Raw genomic sequence first — 18,003 nt, 5'->3', positions numbered from 1 at the left:
GCAACGGTAGGTTTTGTTTAAGGACCGGTTACCGGCACCGACGGATTCGGTACTCAGAGCGCAATCCGCGCGCCGAGGTGGATCTGAGTACCGGATCGTTAGGTGCGGGGGCAACCTGGAACTGCGGGTGCGGGGGTGGGCTGGACTACAGCTCGTCCCAGACCGGTGCCCGCTTCTCCCGCAGCGCCATCGCGGCCTCCCGCGGGTTGTTGGTGAACCCCGACAGGATCTGCGTGCGGTTCTCCAGTTCCTTGGCGTGCCGCAGGCTGGTCGCGTCCAGCGCGACGTTGAGCCCCGTCTTGGTCTGCCACACCCCGTACGGGTTGTTGGCGGTGATCTCGCGGGCCTTGGCCAGGGCGGCCCCGATCAGCCGGTCGCCGGGCACCACGTCGAAGACGAGGTTGATCCGGTGCGCCTCCGCGGCGTCGATGATGCGGCCGGTGAGCATCAGTTCCCGCGCGACGCCGGCGCCGACGATCTTGGGCAGCAGGTAACTGGTGCCCATGTCCAGCGACGAGAATCCGGCCTTGATGAACACCGATCCGAAACGCGCCGTCTCCGAGGCGATCCGGATGTCACAGTGCAACGCGTAGGCCAGTCCGCCGCCGACGGCGACACCGTTGACGGCCGCGATCACCGGCACCGGAAGTTCGTAGAGCCGGGTCAGCTGGTCGGCCAGCCGGACCTGGCCGTCGTAGCTGGTCTTGAAGGGGGCCTTGGCGGGCTTCACCCAGGGCTGCCCGGTGCCGCTGAGGTCCGCGCCGGCGCAGAAGCCCCGGCCGGCCCCGGTCAGCACCACGGCCCGGCACGCCCCGGCCTCGACGTCGTCCATCGCCGCGTCCAGACCGTCGAGCAGGGCACCGTCGATGGCGTTGAGCTTGTCCGGCCGGTTCAGCGTCAGGATCGAGATGCCGTCGTCGGTGACCTCGGCGTGCACAGCGGGCATGGCCCGACACTAGCGGCCCGGCCAACCGGATAGGAGCCGCCGATCTCCTACGCGTCGTAGTTCCCGCTGCGATAGGTTTCCCCATATGGGTGCATACCGGGAGTTGTTCGAGGCCAGCATCGCCGACCCGGCCGCGTTCTGGCGCCAGGCGGCCCGCGAGGTCCAGTGGACTCGCGCGCCCGAGCGGATCCTCGACGACGACAATCCGCCGTTCTACCGGTGGTTTCCCGACGCCGAGCTCAACACGTGCGCCAACGCGCTCGACCGGCATGTGCAGGCCGGCCGCGGCGAGCAGGCGGCGCTGATCTACGACTCCCCGGTGACCGACACCAAGCGCACCTATACCTACAACGAGCTGCTGGAGGAGACGGCGCGGTTCGCCGGGGCCCTGCGCGGGCTGGGCGTCGGCAAGGGCGACCGGGTGGTGCTCTACATGCCGATGATCCCGCAGGCCGTCATCGCGATGCTGGCCTGCGCCCGGCTGGGTGCGGTGCACTCGGTGGTGTTCGGCGGTTTCGCGCCGCACGAGCTCGCGGTGCGCATCGACGACGTGCGGCCCCACGTGGTGGTGACCGCGTCCTGCGGTATCGAACCCACCCGCATCGTCGAGTACATGCCGATGCTGGAGGACGCCATCGGGATGGCCGCCCACCCGCCCGAGCATTGCGTCGTGGTTCAGCGCGAGCAGCACCACTGTGACGTGGTCAGGGGCCGCGACCTCGACTGGGACGAGCTGATGTCCACGGCCGAACCGGTCGACCCGGTCCCGGTGGCGGCCACCGACCCCCTCTATGTGCTCTACACCTCGGGCACCACCGGCAAGCCCAAGGGCATCGTCCGCGACAACGGCGGACACGCGGTGGCACTGCTGTGGACCATGCGCCACATCTACGACATGGCCCCCGGCGAGGTGTTCTGGGCGGCCTCGGACGTCGGCTGGGTCGTCGGCCACTCCTACATCGTGTACGCGCCGCTGCTGCTGGGGGCCACCACCGTGCTCTTCGAGGGCAAGCCGGTCGGCACCCCCGATCCGGGCACGTTCTGGCGGGTCGTCACCGAGCACGGCGTCAAGGCCCTGTTCACCGCCCCGACCGCGATCCGGGTGATCCGCAAGGAGGATCCCGAGGCCACCTACGTCACCAAGTACGACCGCTCGACGTTGCGCTACCTGTTCGTCGCCGGCGAGCGTCTCGATCCCGACACCTACCACTGGGCCAGCGAACATCTGGGCATCCCGGTGATCGACCACTGGTGGCAGACCGAGACCGGCTGGGCGATCGCCGCCAACCCGATGGGCGTCGAGCCGATGCCCATCAAGGCCGGATCGCCCACGGTGCCGATGCCCGGCTACGACGTGCAGATCCTGCACGACGACGGCTACGGGTGCGATCCCGGCCAGGAGGGGGCGATCTGCATCCAGCTGCCGCTGCCACCGGGCACGCTGCCCACGTTGTGGCACGCCGACGAGCGGTTCGAGGCCTCCTACCTCTCCGAGCACCCCGGCTACTACCTCACCGGGGACGGCGGCCACTTCGACACCGACGGCTACCTGTTCGTGATGGGCCGCATCGACGACGTGATCAACGTGGCGGGCCACCGGTTGTCCACCGGTGCGATCGAGGAGGTGCTGGCCACCCACCCGGCGGTCGCCGAGTGCGCGGTGATCGGCGTGACCGACCCGATCAAGGGGCAGGCCCCGCGCGGACTGGTGGTGCTCAAGGCGGGGGCCTCGCCCGAGGGCCTGGCCGCCGATCTGATCCAGCTGGTGCGCGACGAGATCGGCGCGGTGGCGGCGTTCAAGCTGGTCGACGTGGTGCCGGCGCTGCCCAAGACCCGCTCGGGCAAGATCCTGCGGAAGACGTTGCGCGGCATCGCCGCCGGCCGCGACGAGCCGGTGCCGTCGACGATCGAGGACGCTTCGGTGCTGGACGCGTTGCGCCCCATTCTGGCCGCCGACTCCTGATCCGCCCCCGCCCGGTGCGCCGCCCATGACCGTCGCCGTCGACGAGCTGGTGGTCGCCGATCCGGCCGCGGCCTGGCGGCGGGCCGGCTTCAGCATCGACAGCATCGACGGGGATACCGGCTCGGATGCCGTCGGCCGCATCGGCGGCGTACGCGTGCGGCTGGTCGGACGCGACCGCGGCACCGGCATCCTCGGATGGTCCCTGCGCGGCCTGCCGCCGCGGCCGCCCCGCGACGACCTCGACGGGGTCCCGACGACGCGCTCGGCGGCCCTCGCCTGCGCACCGGCCGAGCACCCCAACGGGGTCATTTCGATCGACCACATCGTGCTGCTGTCACCGGACCTGGCCCGCACGGTCGCGGCCCTGGCCGACATCGGCGTGCGACCGCGGCGGGAACGCGACGGCACACTCGGCGGGCGGCCCATGCGACAGGTCTTCTTCCGCTTCGACGACGTGATCATCGAGGTCGTCGGCTCACCGGGGCGCACCGACGAGGGCCCGGCGACACTGTGGGGGATCACCTATGTCGTCGCCGACATCGACGCCACCGCGGCCTTCTTCGGCGAGCACGCCACCCCGGTCAAGGACGCGGTGCAACCCGGCCGCCGGATCACCACGCTGCGCCATGACCGGTTGGGCATGTCGGTGCACTCGGCGATGATCTCGGCGCAAGTGCGTCGCTGAGCCGGTTGCCCGGACCCCGTGACTATCCTCGCTGCATGACCGAGCCCGGGCTGCGCCGCGTGGACATCCACGGACAAACCACGCTCGACACCGTGGTTATCCACACCGACGGCGGGTGCCGGCCCAACCCCGGGCCCGGCGGGTGGGGCGCGGTCCTGCGCCAGCGGGAGCATGTCCGGGAGATGTGCGGCGGCGAGGCCGGTGACACGAGCAACAACCGGATGGAGCTGACGGCACCGATCATGGCGCTGGAGGCGCTGACCAGACCCGTGGTCGTGCACCTGTACACCGACAGCACCTACGTCCGCAACGGCATCACCAAGTGGGTTCTCGGCTGGGAACGCAACGGATGGCTGACCGCCGCCAAGCAGCCGGTGAAGAACGTCGACCTGTGGAAGCGGCTGCGGCTGGCCTGTGCGCGGCACACCGTCGAATGGTTCTGGGTCAAGGGGCATTCCGGTATCGACGACAACGAGCTGGCCGACCGGCTGGCGACCCGCGGTCTGCAGCAGGCGCTCAGCGGCCGGTGAACGGCGGCTCGCAGTCAACTGGCACGAAGGCGCGTTATTCGAGGTGTAGTTTCGCTGACCGGCCGACACCCGGACGGACGCCGACTCAGCCCGGGCTCATTCACCCGGCTACTTGAGCAGGCTGCCGGCGTCGACGGGCAGCGGGACGCCGGTGATGTATCGCGCTTCGTCGGAGGCCAGGAACAGTACGGCGTTGCTGATGTCGACCGGTTCGACCCAGCCGATGGGCAGGGTGTGCATGAACTGGGCGGCGACCTTAAGGTCGGCTGGGCCGGGGTGCTCCAGATCCGGACGGAACAACCTCATCGTGCCGTCGTTCATGAACATCGGGGTGTCGACGTTGGTGGGACATACGGCGTTGACGCGGATGAAGTGCTGGCCGAGTTCGACGGCGAAGGTGCGCATGAGGCCGATGACGCCGTGTTTGGCGGCGATGTAGTGCCCGGTGTTGGGGTAGGCCTTCAGACCACCGACCGAACTGGTGAGGACGATCGATCCTCCGGTGCCACTAGAAATCAGGTATGGGACAGCGGCTTTGACGCTCTTCCAGACGCCCGAGAGGTTGACTCCGATCATATCGTCCCAGTCTTCCTGGCTGGTTTTGTCCAGTGTCTGTCCGCCGTTGCCGATGCCGGCGTTGGCGACGACGATGTCGAGGCGCCCGAGCTGTTCGACGGCGTTGTCCAGTGCCGATTTGACGGCGTCGTAGTCTCGGACGTCGACCTGGGCGGTGGCGATGCGCCGGTCGAGATTCTTGACCAGTTCCGCGGTCTGAGCGAGATCGTCGGGGTTCGACGGCGCGATCTGACTGTCGGGACTGATCGGACCGCAGATGTCGACCGCGATGATGTCGGCGCCTTCTTCAGCCAACCGCACCGCGTGGCTGCGGCCCTGGCCGCGAGCCGCGCCCGTGACGAACGCGACCTTGCCTGCTACCCGCCCACCCATGGGACCACCTCGTTTCTCTGACCGCCCAAGACCGACCTGGCCGGCATGTCCATGTCCACTTGACGATCGAACTGGTCGATCGATCAGGAAGGATCGCAGTCCACAGACCGGCTGTCAACACCCGCAGGAAACCACGATGGCCTGACGGGCGGCCGGCTACGGCCCGGCGCCCGTCGCATTCGGCGCCGATTCGGCCAGCAACTGCAGTTGCCGCTCGACGAAATCGCGGAGTTCTTGATGCCCGAGAGTGACGCCGACAGCGTCTTCGTTGCACAGACTGCGCGCGGTCTGCGCGATCAGCATGGCGACCGCGACCGGCGGGTATGCCTGAAGGTCAACCCCCCTAGCGTGCAGCGCAACCGTCACGGCAGCGGTTTCGATATCACGCACCCGTTCGGCGAAGGCCTTCAGTTCCGCGCGAATGGCCTTCCGATGGTTGGCCAACGCCATGAACTCGGTGTTCAGGACTGACATCCGCGCGTCGTTGTTCAGCTTCCACAACGTGAACAACGGGTCGTCGTCGGCGAGGGCGACACGCATGTGCTCCAGAGAGGCCTCGGCGCCGGCGCGCAACACCTCGACGAACAAATCGTCCATCGAGGGGAAGTAATAGTAGACGAGCGCCTGCTTGACGCCGGCCTCAGCGGCCACCCGCCGCGAGGTTGCCGCCGCATATCCCTCATCGCGCATGATCTTCGCGGTTGCCTCGATCAGGCGTTGACGCGCACCGTTGTCCGCGGATCGGGTCTTGCGGGGTGCAGCCATTCAGTGCGCTCCTGGTGTTCGATTGCTTGACCCTCGATCCTGCGCCGTGGTAAGCATGCAGCATTCTAGCAATTTGGTCAGTCGATCAGCATTTGCGAAGTGCAGACGACAGGAACGGCGGATGGCGATGTCGAACAGCAGTAGACGGGTGATCATCGATCCACAGCTGTGCGAGGGCCACGCACTGTGCATCGAGTCGGGTCCCGAACTCTTCGACCTCTCCGACGACGATGTGGCCACGTGCATCCGGCAACCGTCCGAGGAGCAATGGCAACTCGTCCGGGCGGCCGTCGACGCATGCCCGCGCGGTGCCATCAGCATCGTCGAAGCCTGACAGTGCAGCCCATGCCGACCCCAACAGAATTCCCATGAAAGGACAACCGAGGCCATGACCGATCTGGCATCCGTCGACTTCTTCTCCGACCCGGCTCTCGCGCAAGACCCCTATGCGTACTTCGACGCCCTGCGTGAGCAGAATCCGGTCTTCCGCGAGCCGCATCAGGGAGTCGTCGCGGTCACCGGCTATCAGGAGGTGATGGCCGCATTCAAGGACCATGCGAGCTTCTCGGCGGTCAATGCCATCGGCGGGCCGTTCCCGCCGATGCCGTTCACGCCTGAGGGCGACGACATCAGCGAGCAGATCGAGGCCCACCGCCACCTGTTCCCGATCCATGAACACATGGTGGTGATGGATCCCCCGGCGCACGAGAAGGCCCGCTCGCTGCTGAGCAAGCTGTTGACGCCGCGACGTCTGAAGGAGAACGAGGACTTCATGTGGCAGCTGGTCGACCAACAGATCGATCAGTTCATCGAGAATGGCCGCTGCGAGTTTCTGTCGGAGTATGCCAAACCATTCGCCACCTCGGCGATCATCGATCTGCTCGGCGTTCCGGACCAGGACCGGCCGGAGTTTCTGGCAGCGCTCGGCGCCGAGCGTCCGGGCGGCAACAGGGTCGGTGCTCTCGACGGCGAACCGGTCGGGCTGGACCCATTGCAGTACCTCGACGACAAGTTCCTCGGGTACCTGGCCGCCCGGCGCGCCGATCCGCGTGACGACGTCCTGTCAGGAATGGCAGCTGCACTTTATCCCGACGGCTCAACACCGGAACTGATCGAACTCGTCAAACCCGCGACATTCCTATTCGCCGCGGGACAGGAAACCGTGACCAAACTGCTGTCTGCCGCGGTGCAGGTGCTCGGCGACCGTCCCGAGTACCAACAGAGCCTGCGCGAAGACCCAGATCGCATACCAACATTCATCGAGGAAGCGCTGCGGATGCACTCCCCTACGAAGGTCGACTTCCGCCTGGTCCGCAAGACCACCGAGCTGGGCGGCGTGCTGCTGCCTGCCGGCACGGTCGTCATGCTGTGCCTGGGTGCGGCAAACCGCGATCCGCGCAAGTTCGACGATCCGCATGAGTTTCAGCCCGACCGCAGGAACGTCCGCGAGCACATCGCGTTCGGCCGCGGCATCCACACCTGCGCCGGTGCACCGCTGGCGCGCGTCGAGGGGCAGATCACCGTGCGACGACTGCTCGACCGGATGAGCGGAATCCGCATCGACCAGAACTTTCACGGCCCCGCCGGGGCGCGCACCTACGCCTATGAGCCGACATTTCTCTTGCGCGGGCTGACCGAACTGCACATCGATTTCGACCGTGCGGAGTGACGCAGCCCTCGATCGGCAAGGGCGTGTCCCGGGCCCGAGACGTTCCCCAGAAACCGCATCGAACCTCGATGAACCTTCAGGCTCAGACGATTTCGGGCCCACGGTTCCAAGTCTGTGAAACGGTTTGTTGAGCAGACGCGCGAAGTGCTGTCCCTGCACGCATCTACTCGCGGACCACCTCGGCCGGCTTCTTGTCGGGGCGCAGCCCGCGCCAGCTCGGATGCCGTAACCGGCCGTCGGAGGTCCACTCGCCGTAGCGGACCTCACCGACCAGGCGCGGCTGCACGAAGCTGACCCCCTTGGCGTCGGGCCCGGTCAGCTCGGTGGTGAACGGCGAGGTGTCGGTGCGCAGCGGTTCCAGTGCCTCCTTGAGTTCGGTGAGCTGCCGTTCGCTGAAGCCGGTGCCCACCCGGCCGACGAAGTCCAGGCCACCGTCGCCGGGGATGCCCATCAGCAGCGCACCGATTCCTCCCGACCGGCCACCCTCCCCCTGCCGCCAGCCGCCGATCACCACCTCCTGGGTGTTCCAGTTCTTGTCCTTGATCCACGAGCTCGACCGGCGACCGGGTTGGTAGGTCGAATCCCATTTCTTGGCCACGACGCCCTCCCACTTCCGCGTGCGGGAGTGGGCCAGTGCGTCGGCGCCGTCGCCGGGGATCCGGGCGGGCACCACCAGATCGGTGCCCTCGGTCAGCGTTTCCAGCAGGCGCCGGCGGTCGCGATAGGCGGCGTTGAGCAGCGAGCGGCCGTCCAGATAGAGCAGGTCGAACGCCCAGAACTCGAGATGGCTGGTGCGGGTGCGGTTCTGGATCGCCCCGAAGCTGGGCACTCCCTCCTCGCCGAACGCGACCACCTCGCCGTCGAGCAGCGCGTGGTGTTCGTCGATGTCGGCGGCCAGCGCGCCGAGTTGGGGATACTCCGCGGTAACGTCGCGGCCGCTGCGCGAGCGCAGCCGGACCCTGCCGTGGTCGGCGTCGACGAGCAGTCGGTAACCGTCCCACTTGCCCTCGAAGGCCCACCCCGCGGCGGTCAGGCGTGCCACCGAACCGGGGGTGGCCAGCATCGGAGCCAGATCCGCAAAGGCCAGCTCGGGTTGCTCCTTGGTGCGGTGGGCCAGCCAGTTCTTGCCGTCGGTGCGGATCAGCGCGTAGCGGCCGGAGACCCGGGAGCCGTGCAGGGTGACGATGACCTCTCCCCTCTCGGGAGTGTCGATGAATTTCTCGGTGTCGTAGGTGCCGGAGTCCCAGATGCTGACCTCGCCGCCGCCGTACTCGCCCTGGGGAATCGAGCCGGCGAAGGTCGCGTACTCCAGGGGGTGGTCCTCGGTGTGCACCGCCAGGTGGTTCACCGCGGGGCTCTCGGGCAGGTTCTTCGGGATGGCCCAGGAGACCAGCACCCCGTCCCGTTCGAGCCGGAAGTCGTAGTGCAGCCGGCGGGCGTGGTGTTCCTGGATGACGAAGGTGTTGTCCTGGCCGACAGCAGGTCTGGCCTCCGGTACCGGCTCGGGGGTGCGGGCGGCGTCGCGCATGCTGCGGTAGGTGCTCAGCCGGTCCCCGTCGGGAAGCGGCGGGTCCAGTTCGGCGAGCAGATCGCCGTCGCGGGACAGCCTTTCCAGGACCTCGCGGTACTGCAGCTGGCGCAGATCCGGGTCGTCGAGTTCGTCCCAGCCGCGGGGCGCGGCCACCGTGGGCTCCTCGCGGCCCCGCAGCGAGTAGGGCGCGATCGTCGTCTTGGACGCGCTGTTCTGGCTCCAGTCGACGAACACCTTGCCCGCGCGCAGGCTCCTGGTCATCGTCGAGGTGACCAGCTCGGGCAGGGACTGTTCGAGCTGCTGGGCAACGCGTTTGGCCAGCGTCACCGCCCCGCGCGAGCTGACCGGTTCGGGGAACCGGGCGTACAGGTGCAATCCCTTGCTCCCGCTGGTCAACGGGTAGGTCGGCAGGCCGATGTCGTCCATCAGGTCGCGCACCGCGCGGGCCACCCAGCACAGCTGGTCCATGCCGACGTCCTCGCCGGGGTCCAGGTCGAACACCAGGCGGGTGGCCGGTCCCGGCTTCCCGTCGACGAAACGCCACTGCGGCACATGGACTTCCAGTGCGGCCTGCTGACCGATCCAGGCCAGCGCGTCGGCGCTGTCGATGATCGGGTAGGTGGTGGTGCCGGAGCGGTGGGTGACGCGGCCGCGGTGCAGCCAGCCCGGAGCCGAGGTGGCCAGCTGCTTTTCGAAGAACGCCGGCTCGCGCACGCCGTTGGGCCAGCGCTTGCGCGTCGCGGGCCGCCCGGCGGTGTGCGGCAGCATGGCCTCGGCGACCGCGGTGTAGTAGTCGAAGACGTCGGCCTTCACGGTGCCCGTCTGCGGGTAGAGCACCTTGTCGGCGTTGGTCAGCGTGACCCGCGGCTGTCTCGACTCCATCGGGGTCAACGTATACCCCGAGACCGGCCGGGCACCGGCTAAGAGATGCGCTCTCCGGTCTTCGGGTGGAACAGGTGCACCACGCCGTCGGGAGTCTTGCGCAGCCGGATGGTGTCGGCCAGCCGGGCCGGCGTGCGGGCCAGGGTCCGGGCCACCAGGTCGATCCCCGGGGCGGCGTGGGCGTAGATGTAGGCCTCGCTGCCGAGATCCTCGACCAGATCGACGACCACCTCGATCCCGCTGCCGGAGTCGGAGACCTGCAGCTGTTCGGGTCGCACGCCGACGGTCACCTCGTCGACGCCGGCGTCGTGCAGCTTGCTCAACTGGTCGCGCTCGAGCTCCAGTGTCGAGTTCTCCCCTACGCGCACACCCTCGGCGACCACCGGCGCGGTCAGCAGGTTCATCGCCGGTGAACCGATGAAGCCAGCGACGAACGCGTTGGCGGGGTTGTCGTAGAGCTCGGTGGGCGAGGCGAACTGCTGCAGTTTGCCGTTGCGCAACACCGCCACCCGGTCGCCCATCGTCATGGCCTCCACCTGGTCGTGGGTGACGTAGACGGTGGTGGTGCCCAGCCGCCGCTGCAGCGCGGCGATCTGCGTGCGGGTCTGCACCCGCAGTTTGGCGTCGAGGTTGCTCAGCGGCTCGTCCATGCAGAACACCTGCGGCTCCCGCACGATGGCACGGCCCATGGCCACGCGCTGACGCTGCCCGCCGGACAGCTTGGCGGGCTTGCGATCCAGGAAGTCGGACAGATCGAGCAGCTTGGCGGCCTCCTCGACCTTGTGGCGCCGCTCGGATTCGGAGACTCCGCGCAGTTTCAGCGCGAAGCCCATGTTCTCGGCGACCGTCTTGTTCGGATACAGCGCGTAGTTCTGGAACACCATGGCGATGTCGCGGTCCTTCGACGGCACCCCCCTCATGTTCCTGCCGCCGATCTCGATGGCGCCCTCGTCGATGTCCTCGAGCCCGGCGAGCATGCGCAACGCGGTGCTCTTGCCGGAGCCCGACGGCCCGACCAGGACGACGAACTCGCCGTCGGCGATATCGAGGTTCAGCGAGTCGACGGCCAGTTTGTCGGAGCCCTCGTAGATGCACGAGGCGTTGCGGTAGGTGATGGTGGCCATGGGTTGTGCCTTTCTGGACGGGTGGAGGAGAGACGGGCGGAGGGTTACTTGATGGCTCCGAAGGACAGCCCCCGGACCAGCTTGTTCTGCGCGATCCAGCCGGCCAGAACCACCGGCAGGGCGGCCATCGTGGCCGCCGCGCACAACTTGGCCCAGTACAGCCCCTCGCCGGTGATGAAGCCGACCAGGAACACCGGCATCGTCTGCGCCTGCACCGCGGTCAGGTTCACCGCGAAGAAGAATTCGTTCCACGCGAAGATCACACAGATCAGCGCCGTCGCGGCGATACCGGGCGAGACCAGCGGCAGGATGACCTCGCGCACCGAGCGCCACAGGCTGGCGCCGTCGAGGCTTGCGGCCTCCAGCAGCTCGCCCGGGACCTCCAGGAAGAACGAACGCATCATCCACACCGCGATCGGCAGGTTCATCGCGGTGTAGAGCACCACCAGCACCCAGATGTTGTCCAGCAGGCCGATATTCGACACGATCACATACAGCGGGACGATCACGGCGACGATCGGCAGCATCTTGGTGCTGATGAAGAAGAACAACGCGTCCTGGGTCTTGCGGACCGGTCGCAGCGACAGCGCGAACGCCGCGGGCACCCCGAGCGCGAGCACCAGGATCGTCGACATCACGGTGGCGAACAGCGAGTTGAGGAACGCCGTCCCCATCCCCTGGTCGAACACCGCCCGGAACTCGTCGAGGGTGGGCACGAAGAAGAACTTCGGTGTCGTGGTGTAGGCGTCGACCTCCTGCTTGAAGGCGGTGAGCACCATCCAGAACACCGGGAAGAAGAACCCCAGCCCGGCGATCCAGGCCACCACCCCCCAGGGGTCGAACCTGCGGTGCTTGACTTTCTTGGCATGGCCCGCCGAAGCGGTTTCCTCGGTGGGGGTTTCGGCTACAGCGGTCATCAGGCTGCCTCTTCCTTGCCGGTGAACGTCTTGAAGATCATGCGAAGCGCGAAGCTGGCGATGACGATCGTGAACAGCACGACGATCACGCCCATCGCGGCCGCCTGCCCGATGTCGAAGCCCAGGAAGGCGCGCTGGTAGATGTAGAACGGCAGGTTCGAACTGGCCGTGCCCGGCCCGCCCTGGGTCATCATGTAGATCTGGTCGAACGTGTTGACCAGATAGATCGCGCCCAGTACCACGCCGAGTTCGATGAACCGGCGCAGGTGCGGCAGGGTCAGCTCGCGGAACAACTGGAATGCGCCGGCTCCGTCGACGCGGCCGGCCTCCAGGATGTCGCGGGGCATCGACTGCAGCCCGGCCAGGATCAGCAGCATCATGAACGGTGTCCACTGCCAGACCAGGGCGATGATCACCGAGGTCAGCGGGAACCGGCTGACCCAGTCGACGTGGTGCACGCCGAACGGGGACAGCACCCAGTTGACGATGCCGAAGACCGGGTCGAGCATCGCGGTCTTCCACATCAGTGCCCCGGCGACGGGGGTCACCAGGAACGGTGTGATCAGCAGCGTGCGCACCACGCCGCGACCGAGGAACACCCGGTCCAGCAGCAGCGCCAGCCCCAGTCCCAGGAGCACCGAGATCAGCACCGTGGCCACGATCAGGAACACGGTGTTGAACGCCACCTGCCAGAACGTGCCGTCCTGCACGACGTCGACGTAGTTCTGTATGCCGATGAAGTGCCGCGAGCCGGGCCGGACCAGGTTCCACGACAGGGTCGAGTAGTACAGCGTGAACAGGAACGGGATCTGGGTGACGACGATCATGAAGATCAGCGCCGGCAGCAGGGGCCCCCGCCGCCGCCAGCCCTCGGCCCGGGAGACCCCGGGGTCCTGGTCCTTCTTGATCCGGGCGACGTGGGCTTCCTCGGTCTCGGAAACCGGAGGCGCGGTGGCTGTCATGGCTGCTCCTGGTAGGTCTTGCCGACGACCTCGGCGTACTTCTGCGACTGGGCCAGCGCGTCGGTCACCGATTTCTGTCCGGCGATGGCCGCGCTGATCTGCTGGGACACCCGGGTGCCCAGATCCTGGAACTCGGGGATGGCCAGGAACTGCACGCCGGTGTAGGGCACCGGCTGCACCGTCGGGTGCAGCGGGTCAGCACCCTCGATGGAGTCCAGGGTCAGCTGCCCGAAGGCCTTCGATGCCTCCTTGTACTGCGGGATCTGGTAGGTCGAGAGCCGACTGCCCGGCGGGACCCGCTCCCAGCCCAGTTCGTTGCCGACGAGCTTGATGTAGTTCTTGTCGGTCATCCACGAGATGAACTTCCAGGCGGCGTCCTTGTTCTTGGCCGCCTGAGGGATTCCCAGTGACCAGGTGTAGAGCCAGCCGGAGTCGGGCTTGATCATCGTCGGCGCCATGGCGTACCCGACCTTGCCGACCACCTTGGACGAGGCCGGGTCCTCCAGCACCGACACCGCCGAGGTGGCGTCGTACCACATGGCCGCGCGGCCCTGGGCGAACTGCGTGGCGCATTCGCTGAATCCGCTCGTGGCCGCTCCGGGCTCGCCGTGGGCGCGGACCAGATCGACGTAGAACTGCACGGCCTTCTCCACCTCGGGGGTGGTCAGCTGGGCGTTCCAGTCCATGTCGTACCACCGGCCGCCGGCGGTGTTGATCACCGTGTCCAGCGGGGCGAGCACCTCACCCCAGCCGGGCTTGCCGCGCAGGCAGATGCCCACCATGTCGGGACCGTCGAGCTTGGCGGCGGCCTCGGCGACCTGCTGCCAGCTGGGGTTGCGCGGCATGTCGATCCCGGCCTGCTCGAAGAGGTCCTTGCGGTACATCAGGAACGAGGACTCGCCGTAGAACGGGACCGAGTACATGTCGCCCTGGTAGGACAGCGACTCCCGCAGCGAGGGAATGAAGTCGTCCTGGTCGTAACCCGGTGTGTTGGCGATGTAGTCGGACAGGTTGACCAGCCAGCCGTTCTCGGCCCACTGCGGGGTCTCGTAGTTGCTGATCATCACGACGTCGAACTCGCCGCCGCCCATCGCCGTGGAGGCGGTGATCTTGGCCCGCGCCTGGTTCTCCGACAGCGTGATGAACTTCAGTTTAATGTCGGGGTTGGCCTGTTCGAAGTTGTCGGCCAGCGACCGTGCGTCGGTCATCTGCGAGTTCGACACCATGGCGATGGTGACGGTGTCCTCGGACGTACCGATGCTGCCGGCACCCGCACACCCGGAGGTGAACAACAGTCCGACCGCGGCGACCATCAGGGCCAGCCGGTGTAGCGCTCTTCGTTGGGACTTCACCTTCACCTCACTCTGTTGAAATCTCGGCTGTTGAACTCTTGACGGCCGAAACCTTGGCCGCCGAAACCTTGGCCGCCGAAATCTTGGCCGCCGAAACCTTGGCCGCCGAAACTCCGGTGTCGAACCTTCATCGAGACGGTCTTCACTGTCCCGCCCCCTCGGATTGGCTCAGAAGCCATCGGGCGCAGTCGATGTCGCATACCAGGAGCCGGGCCAGCTTGCCGCGCAGGGCACCCAGCACGGCGCGGTGCTTGACCGCGCCGCTGGCGACCAGGATCGTCGTCGGGCAGTCCCGGATGTCGGACAGCTCCACCGAGACCGTCCGGCTCTGCAGGTCGGAATCCACCGGGACTCCCGAGGCGTCGAAGAAGCGCCCGCCGATCTCTCCGACGGCGCCCAGCGCCACCAGTTCGTCGAGCATCGAAGTGTCGAGGAAGCTGCCCTCGAACAGCGTGGTGGAGGCCGAGACGGCGCCGATCCCGAAGACCATCACCGCCGCGCCGCGACCGGCCTGCAGGGTGCGCGACATCCCGGAGTCGGCACGGATCGAGGCGACGGTGGCGGGATCGGCGTACAGCGGTGCCGGCAGCCGGTACGTGTCGGCGTGCAACAGCTCGCCGCATCGGCTGAGGATGTACTCGGCGCCGGTCTGGTAGGCCGCCGTCGACATCGAGCCGTCCAGCTGGACCACCGCGCGGCAGGTGCTCACGCCGGGGGTCAGGGCGCGCGCCATGGCGACCGTCTCGGGCCCCCAGGTGAACCCCAGGGTGTCGCCGGCCGCGAGGCGGCGCAGCAGCAGTGTGGCCGCCGCCCGCCCCAGACTGGCGTAGGCCTCGGGCCGCACGGTGGCCTCGGCGGCGACGCCGTGGCCGGCCACCACCGCCTCGGTCAACCCGAACCGGTGCTCGAGGGCGCGTTCCTCCTCGGCGTGCAGGTCGTCACGCAGGGCGGGCGGCACCACGATCTCGATCCGCACCAGGCCGCGGGCCTTGGCGCGGGCGACGAGCCGGCCGGCGGTGGGCCGTGAGACGCCGAGCCGCTGGGCGATCTCGGCCTGGGTCATGCCGTCGACGTAGTACATGGTGGCGGCACGCAAAGCCAGGCGCAGGTCCTCGGCCCGCGCCCCGTCGGTCTGCGCCGCAGTGACGTTCGCCGTGTCCCGACCGCTGTCCGCAAGCGTCACGCCAGGCCGCCTTTCTCGTGAGCATTTGCTCACGGGTGCGAGTAGATGCTCATCACGCTAACATGGACACTGTGACGTACACAACATTCCCGTTTTTTGGTTTTTGTATTGCTCGTGTGCAGGCGGTGGCGTCATGGAGCTGAACGACTCGACACTGGCCGACCTGCCGGTATCCGCTCCGACCTACGACCGTGGCGAAATCACGGTCGGCATCGTCCATTTCGGCGTCGGCGGGTTCCACCGCGCCCACCAGGCGATGTACATCGACAAGCTGTTGGAGCAGGGGCGCGCGCTCGACTGGGGGATCTGCGGGATCGGGGTCATGCCCGCCGACCGCCGCATGAAGGAGGCGCTGGACGCCCAGGACGGGCTGTACACGCTGATCCTGGAGAAACCCGACGGCTCCCGTGACGTGCGGGTCATCGGCTCCATCGTCGACTACCGCTACGCCCCCGACGACCCGGAGGCGGTCATCGAGCTGCTGGCCGCACCGAGCACCCGGATCGTGTCGATGACCATCACCGAGGGCGGCTACCAGATCGACAAGGCCATCGAGAAGCCCGATGAGGTTTCGGTGTTCGGGCTGGTCACCGCGGCGCTGGAGCGCCGACGCCAACGCGGGGTGGCCTCCCCGACCATCGTGTCCTGCGACAACATCGAGGGCAACGGCGACGTCGCGCGCGCGGCGTTCACCTCCTACGCCGAACGCGTCCACCCCGACCTGGTGGCCTGGATGGGCGAGCACACGACGTTCCCGAACTCGATGGTGGACCGCATCACCCCGGTGACCACGCCGGACGTCATCGAGAGGCTGGCCGCGGAGTACGGCGTCGAGGACCGCTGGCCGGTGGTCGCCGAACCGTTCACGGCGTGGGTCCTGGAGGACGACTTCGTGCAGGGCCGAGTCGAGGGCCGGCCCCCCTACGAGGACGTCGGCGTGCTGATGGTCGGCGACGTCACACCCTACGAGCTGATGAAGCTGCGCCTGCTCAACGCCAGCCACCAGGGCCTGTGCTACTTCGCGTACCTGGCCGGGTACCGGCTGGTGCACGACGCCGCCGCCGATCCACTGTTCGCGGAGTTTCTGCTGGCCTACATGGATTCGGAGGCCACCCCGACCCTCAAACCGGTGCCGGGCATCGACCTGCCGGACTACAAACGCACCCTGCTCGAACGGTTCGCCAACCCCGGCGTCCGCGACACCGTCGCGCGGTTGTGCGCCGACTCCTCCGACCGGATCCCGAAGTGGCTGCTGCCCGTCGTGCGGGCCAACCTGGCCGCCGACCGACCCGTTCGGCTCTCCGCGGCGATCGTGGCCAGCTGGGCGCGCTACGCCGAAGGGATCGACGAGGAGGGGCGGCCGATCGAGGTGGTCGACCAGCTGGCCGACACGCTGGTCCCACTGGCCCGCACCCAGCGCGACGATCCCCTGGCCCCGCTGGCCTTCGTGAAGAACACCTCGCTGTTCGGGGATCTGGCCGAGTCGCCCCGGTTCGTCGAGGCCTACCGCTGGGCCCTGGACTCGCTGCACCGCGACGGCGCCCGGGCGACACTGGAGGCGCTACGCAAGGAGGAGTGGTGAACCGTGCCCTGGTGATCGGTGAGGCCCTGATCGACATCGTCGAACGCGAGGGGCGGGTGACCGGGGAGCACGTGGGCGGCAGCCCGCTCAACGTCGCGGTCGGTCTCGGACGGCTCGGGCACGGGGTCGACTTCCTGACCCATATCGGCACCGACGAGCGTGGCCGGCGCATCGCCGAATACCTCGCCGCGGCCGGGGTCGGGCTCGCCGAGGGCAGCACCACCGCCCAGCGCACACCGGTGGCGAGGGCGGTGCTGGACGCCGCCGGTTCGGCGACCTACCGGTTCGACATCGAGTGGCAACTCGCCGGCACCACGACGGTGGAGCCGCCGTTGGTCGTACACACCGGGTCGATCGCGGCGGTGCTCGAACCCGGGTGCCGCGCCGTCGCCGCCCTGTTGGACACCTACCGGGTCTCGGCCACCGTCACGTTCGACCCGAATGTGCGGCCCAGCCTGATCCCCGACGCCGAACAGGCGCGCGCCCGCCTGGAGCGGGCCATCGGCCGCAGCGACGTGGTCAAGGCCTCCGACGAGGACCTGCGGTGGCTGTTTCCCGACGTCGCGCCCGAGGAGGTGGCCCGCCGCTGGCTCGAGCACCGGGGGCCCGCCGTCGTCGCAGTGACCACCGGCGCCGACGGCGCCTTCGCGGTGTGCGCCCAGGGCACCGTGCACGTCCCGGCGCTGACGACCGACGTCGTCGACACGGTGGGCGCCGGCGACTCGTTCATGACCGGCCTGATCGACGGGTTGTGGTCGCAGGGTCTGCTGGGTGCCGAGCACCGCGCCCGGCTGCACGCCATCGACGCCGCTACCCTGCAGACGGTGCTCGACTCGGCGGCGCTGAACTCCGCGCTGACCGTCTCCCGCGCCGGCGCCGACCTGCCGGACCGGGCGGCCCGCGACGCCGCCGCGCCGCGTCTGCTGCCTCACGGACACGGGTAGACCTGCTGGTCCATACTGGC

General features: G+C 68.1%; 16 protein-coding genes. 7 read left to right on the top strand and 9 right to left on the bottom strand.

All coding sequences use genetic code 11. From position 1 onward, the window contains the following. Window positions 1-145: 145 nt before the first annotated feature. Window positions 146-946, bottom strand: coding sequence for an enoyl-CoA hydratase/isomerase family protein (locus tag CSR00_RS17015; RefSeq protein ID WP_099023596.1), 801 nt, complete (start codon window positions 944-946; stop codon window positions 146-148). 85 nt (window positions 947-1,031) lie between these two features. Between CSR00_RS17015 and CSR00_RS17010 the strand changes: the two genes are divergently transcribed. Genes CSR00_RS17010 through rnhA form a run of 3 tightly spaced genes read left to right on the top strand, consistent with a single transcriptional unit; the run spans window position 1,032 to window position 4,124 of the window. After that, window positions 1,032-2,909: a propionyl-CoA synthetase gene (locus CSR00_RS17010; RefSeq protein WP_099023595.1), complete on the top strand. Its 1,878-nt coding sequence runs from the start codon at window positions 1,032-1,034 to the stop codon at window positions 2,907-2,909. Window positions 2,910-2,934: 25 nt separating this feature from the next. Next, on the top strand, window positions 2,935-3,594 hold the full coding sequence (locus tag CSR00_RS17005) for a VOC family protein (RefSeq protein WP_099023594.1): 660 nt from the start codon (window positions 2,935-2,937) through the stop codon (window positions 3,592-3,594). Between the two features lie 35 nt (window positions 3,595-3,629). Then, complete coding sequence (gene rnhA, locus CSR00_RS17000; protein ID WP_099023593.1) at window positions 3,630-4,124, top strand: ribonuclease HI; 495 nt, start codon at window positions 3,630-3,632, stop codon at window positions 4,122-4,124. Window positions 4,125-4,232: 108 nt separating this feature from the next. Here the strand turns inward: rnhA and CSR00_RS16995 are convergent, their stop codons facing one another. Then, window positions 4,233-5,072: a mycofactocin-coupled SDR family oxidoreductase gene (locus CSR00_RS16995; RefSeq protein ID WP_099023592.1), complete on the bottom strand. Its 840-nt coding sequence runs from the start codon at window positions 5,070-5,072 to the stop codon at window positions 4,233-4,235. 156 nt (window positions 5,073-5,228) lie between these two features. Then, the gene (locus CSR00_RS16990; protein WP_099023591.1) at window positions 5,229-5,837 is read right to left on the bottom strand and encodes a TetR/AcrR family transcriptional regulator; all 609 of its coding nucleotides are present in this window, start codon (window positions 5,835-5,837) and stop codon (window positions 5,229-5,231) included. Between the two features lie 121 nt (window positions 5,838-5,958). Between CSR00_RS16990 and CSR00_RS16985 the strand changes: the two genes are divergently transcribed. Both CSR00_RS16985 and CSR00_RS16980 read left to right on the top strand, forming a co-directional pair. After that, window positions 5,959-6,171, top strand: coding sequence for a ferredoxin (locus CSR00_RS16985; RefSeq protein ID WP_407662462.1), 213 nt, complete (start codon window positions 5,959-5,961; stop codon window positions 6,169-6,171). A gap of 54 nt (window positions 6,172-6,225) precedes the next feature. Next, on the top strand, window positions 6,226-7,506 hold the full coding sequence (locus CSR00_RS16980) for a cytochrome P450 (RefSeq protein WP_099023590.1): 1,281 nt from the start codon (window positions 6,226-6,228) through the stop codon (window positions 7,504-7,506). 163 nt (window positions 7,507-7,669) lie between these two features. Here CSR00_RS16980 and CSR00_RS16975 read toward each other — a convergent pair whose 3' ends face one another. From CSR00_RS16975 to CSR00_RS16950, 6 genes are all read right to left on the bottom strand, one after another. After that, window positions 7,670-9,919 carry an ATP-dependent DNA ligase gene (locus CSR00_RS16975; protein WP_099023589.1) on the bottom strand — a complete coding sequence of 750 codons (2,250 nt, stop codon included), beginning with the start codon at window positions 9,917-9,919 and terminating at the stop codon, window positions 7,670-7,672. Window positions 9,920-9,957: 38 nt separating this feature from the next. Beyond that, window positions 9,958-11,043, bottom strand: coding sequence for an ABC transporter ATP-binding protein (locus CSR00_RS16970; RefSeq protein WP_099023588.1), 1,086 nt, complete (start codon window positions 11,041-11,043; stop codon window positions 9,958-9,960). A gap of 44 nt (window positions 11,044-11,087) precedes the next feature. Then, on the bottom strand, window positions 11,088-11,960 hold the full coding sequence (locus tag CSR00_RS16965) for a carbohydrate ABC transporter permease (protein WP_176562107.1): 873 nt from the start codon (window positions 11,958-11,960) through the stop codon (window positions 11,088-11,090). Beyond that, complete coding sequence (locus tag CSR00_RS16960; RefSeq protein ID WP_099023587.1) at window positions 11,960-12,922, bottom strand: carbohydrate ABC transporter permease; 963 nt, start codon at window positions 12,920-12,922, stop codon at window positions 11,960-11,962. Before CSR00_RS16960 ends, CSR00_RS16965 begins: the two co-directional genes overlap by 1 nt. Continuing rightward, on the bottom strand, window positions 12,919-14,235 hold the full coding sequence (locus CSR00_RS16955; RefSeq protein ID WP_099023586.1) for an ABC transporter substrate-binding protein: 1,317 nt from the start codon (window positions 14,233-14,235) through the stop codon (window positions 12,919-12,921). The genes CSR00_RS16960 and CSR00_RS16955 overlap by 4 nt, the downstream gene beginning before the upstream one ends. A gap of 181 nt (window positions 14,236-14,416) precedes the next feature. Further along, window positions 14,417-15,382: a sugar-binding transcriptional regulator gene (locus CSR00_RS16950; RefSeq protein ID WP_281259729.1), complete on the bottom strand. Its 966-nt coding sequence runs from the start codon at window positions 15,380-15,382 to the stop codon at window positions 14,417-14,419. Between the two features lie 208 nt (window positions 15,383-15,590). Between CSR00_RS16950 and CSR00_RS16945 the strand changes: the two genes are divergently transcribed. Both CSR00_RS16945 and CSR00_RS16940 read left to right on the top strand, forming a co-directional pair. After that, window positions 15,591-17,039, top strand: a complete 1,449-nt coding sequence (locus CSR00_RS16945; protein ID WP_099023585.1) for a mannitol dehydrogenase family protein — start codon at window positions 15,591-15,593, stop codon at window positions 17,037-17,039. Beyond that, a complete protein-coding gene (locus CSR00_RS16940) occupies window positions 17,036-17,983 on the top strand; it encodes a carbohydrate kinase family protein (RefSeq protein WP_099023599.1) in 948 nt (315 codons plus the stop codon). Before CSR00_RS16945 ends, CSR00_RS16940 begins: the two co-directional genes overlap by 4 nt. The last annotated feature ends 20 nt before the right edge of the window (window positions 17,984-18,003 follow it).

It is taken from the genome of Mycolicibacterium palauense, assembly GCF_002592005.1.
In the GTDB taxonomy this organism is placed as follows: domain Bacteria; phylum Actinomycetota; class Actinomycetes; order Mycobacteriales; family Mycobacteriaceae; genus Mycobacterium; species Mycobacterium palauense.
Note: the sequence above shows the minus strand (reverse complement) of the source record. Positions and strands in the feature narration are given on the sequence as shown.

Coding starts and splice junctions, on each gene's coding strand:
- CSR00_RS16990 (WP_099023591.1), bottom strand. CDS start 5,837: ATGGCTGCACCCCGCAAGACCCGATCCGCGGACAACGGTGCGCGTCAA.
- CSR00_RS17010 (WP_099023595.1), top strand. CDS start 1,032: ATGGGTGCATACCGGGAGTTGTTCGAGGCCAGCATCGCCGACCCGGCC.
- CSR00_RS17015 (WP_099023596.1), bottom strand. CDS start 946: ATGCCCGCTGTGCACGCCGAGGTCACCGACGACGGCATCTCGATCCTG.
- CSR00_RS16960 (WP_099023587.1), bottom strand. CDS start 12,922: ATGACAGCCACCGCGCCTCCGGTTTCCGAGACCGAGGAAGCCCACGTC.
- CSR00_RS16955 (WP_099023586.1), bottom strand. CDS start 14,235: ATGGTCGCCGCGGTCGGACTGTTGTTCACCTCCGGGTGTGCGGGTGCC.
- CSR00_RS16995 (WP_099023592.1), bottom strand. CDS start 5,072: ATGGGTGGGCGGGTAGCAGGCAAGGTCGCGTTCGTCACGGGCGCGGCT.
- CSR00_RS17005 (WP_099023594.1), top strand. CDS start 2,935: ATGACCGTCGCCGTCGACGAGCTGGTGGTCGCCGATCCGGCCGCGGCC.
- CSR00_RS16945 (WP_099023585.1), top strand. CDS start 15,591: ATGGAGCTGAACGACTCGACACTGGCCGACCTGCCGGTATCCGCTCCG.
- CSR00_RS16965 (WP_176562107.1), bottom strand. CDS start 11,960: ATGACCGCTGTAGCCGAAACCCCCACCGAGGAAACCGCTTCGGCGGGC.
- CSR00_RS16975 (WP_099023589.1), bottom strand. CDS start 9,919: ATGGAGTCGAGACAGCCGCGGGTCACGCTGACCAACGCCGACAAGGTG.
- CSR00_RS16970 (WP_099023588.1), bottom strand. CDS start 11,043: ATGGCCACCATCACCTACCGCAACGCCTCGTGCATCTACGAGGGCTCC.
- CSR00_RS16985 (WP_407662462.1), top strand. CDS start 5,959: ATGGCGATGTCGAACAGCAGTAGACGGGTGATCATCGATCCACAGCTG.
- rnhA (WP_099023593.1), top strand. CDS start 3,630: ATGACCGAGCCCGGGCTGCGCCGCGTGGACATCCACGGACAAACCACG.
- CSR00_RS16980 (WP_099023590.1), top strand. CDS start 6,226: ATGACCGATCTGGCATCCGTCGACTTCTTCTCCGACCCGGCTCTCGCG.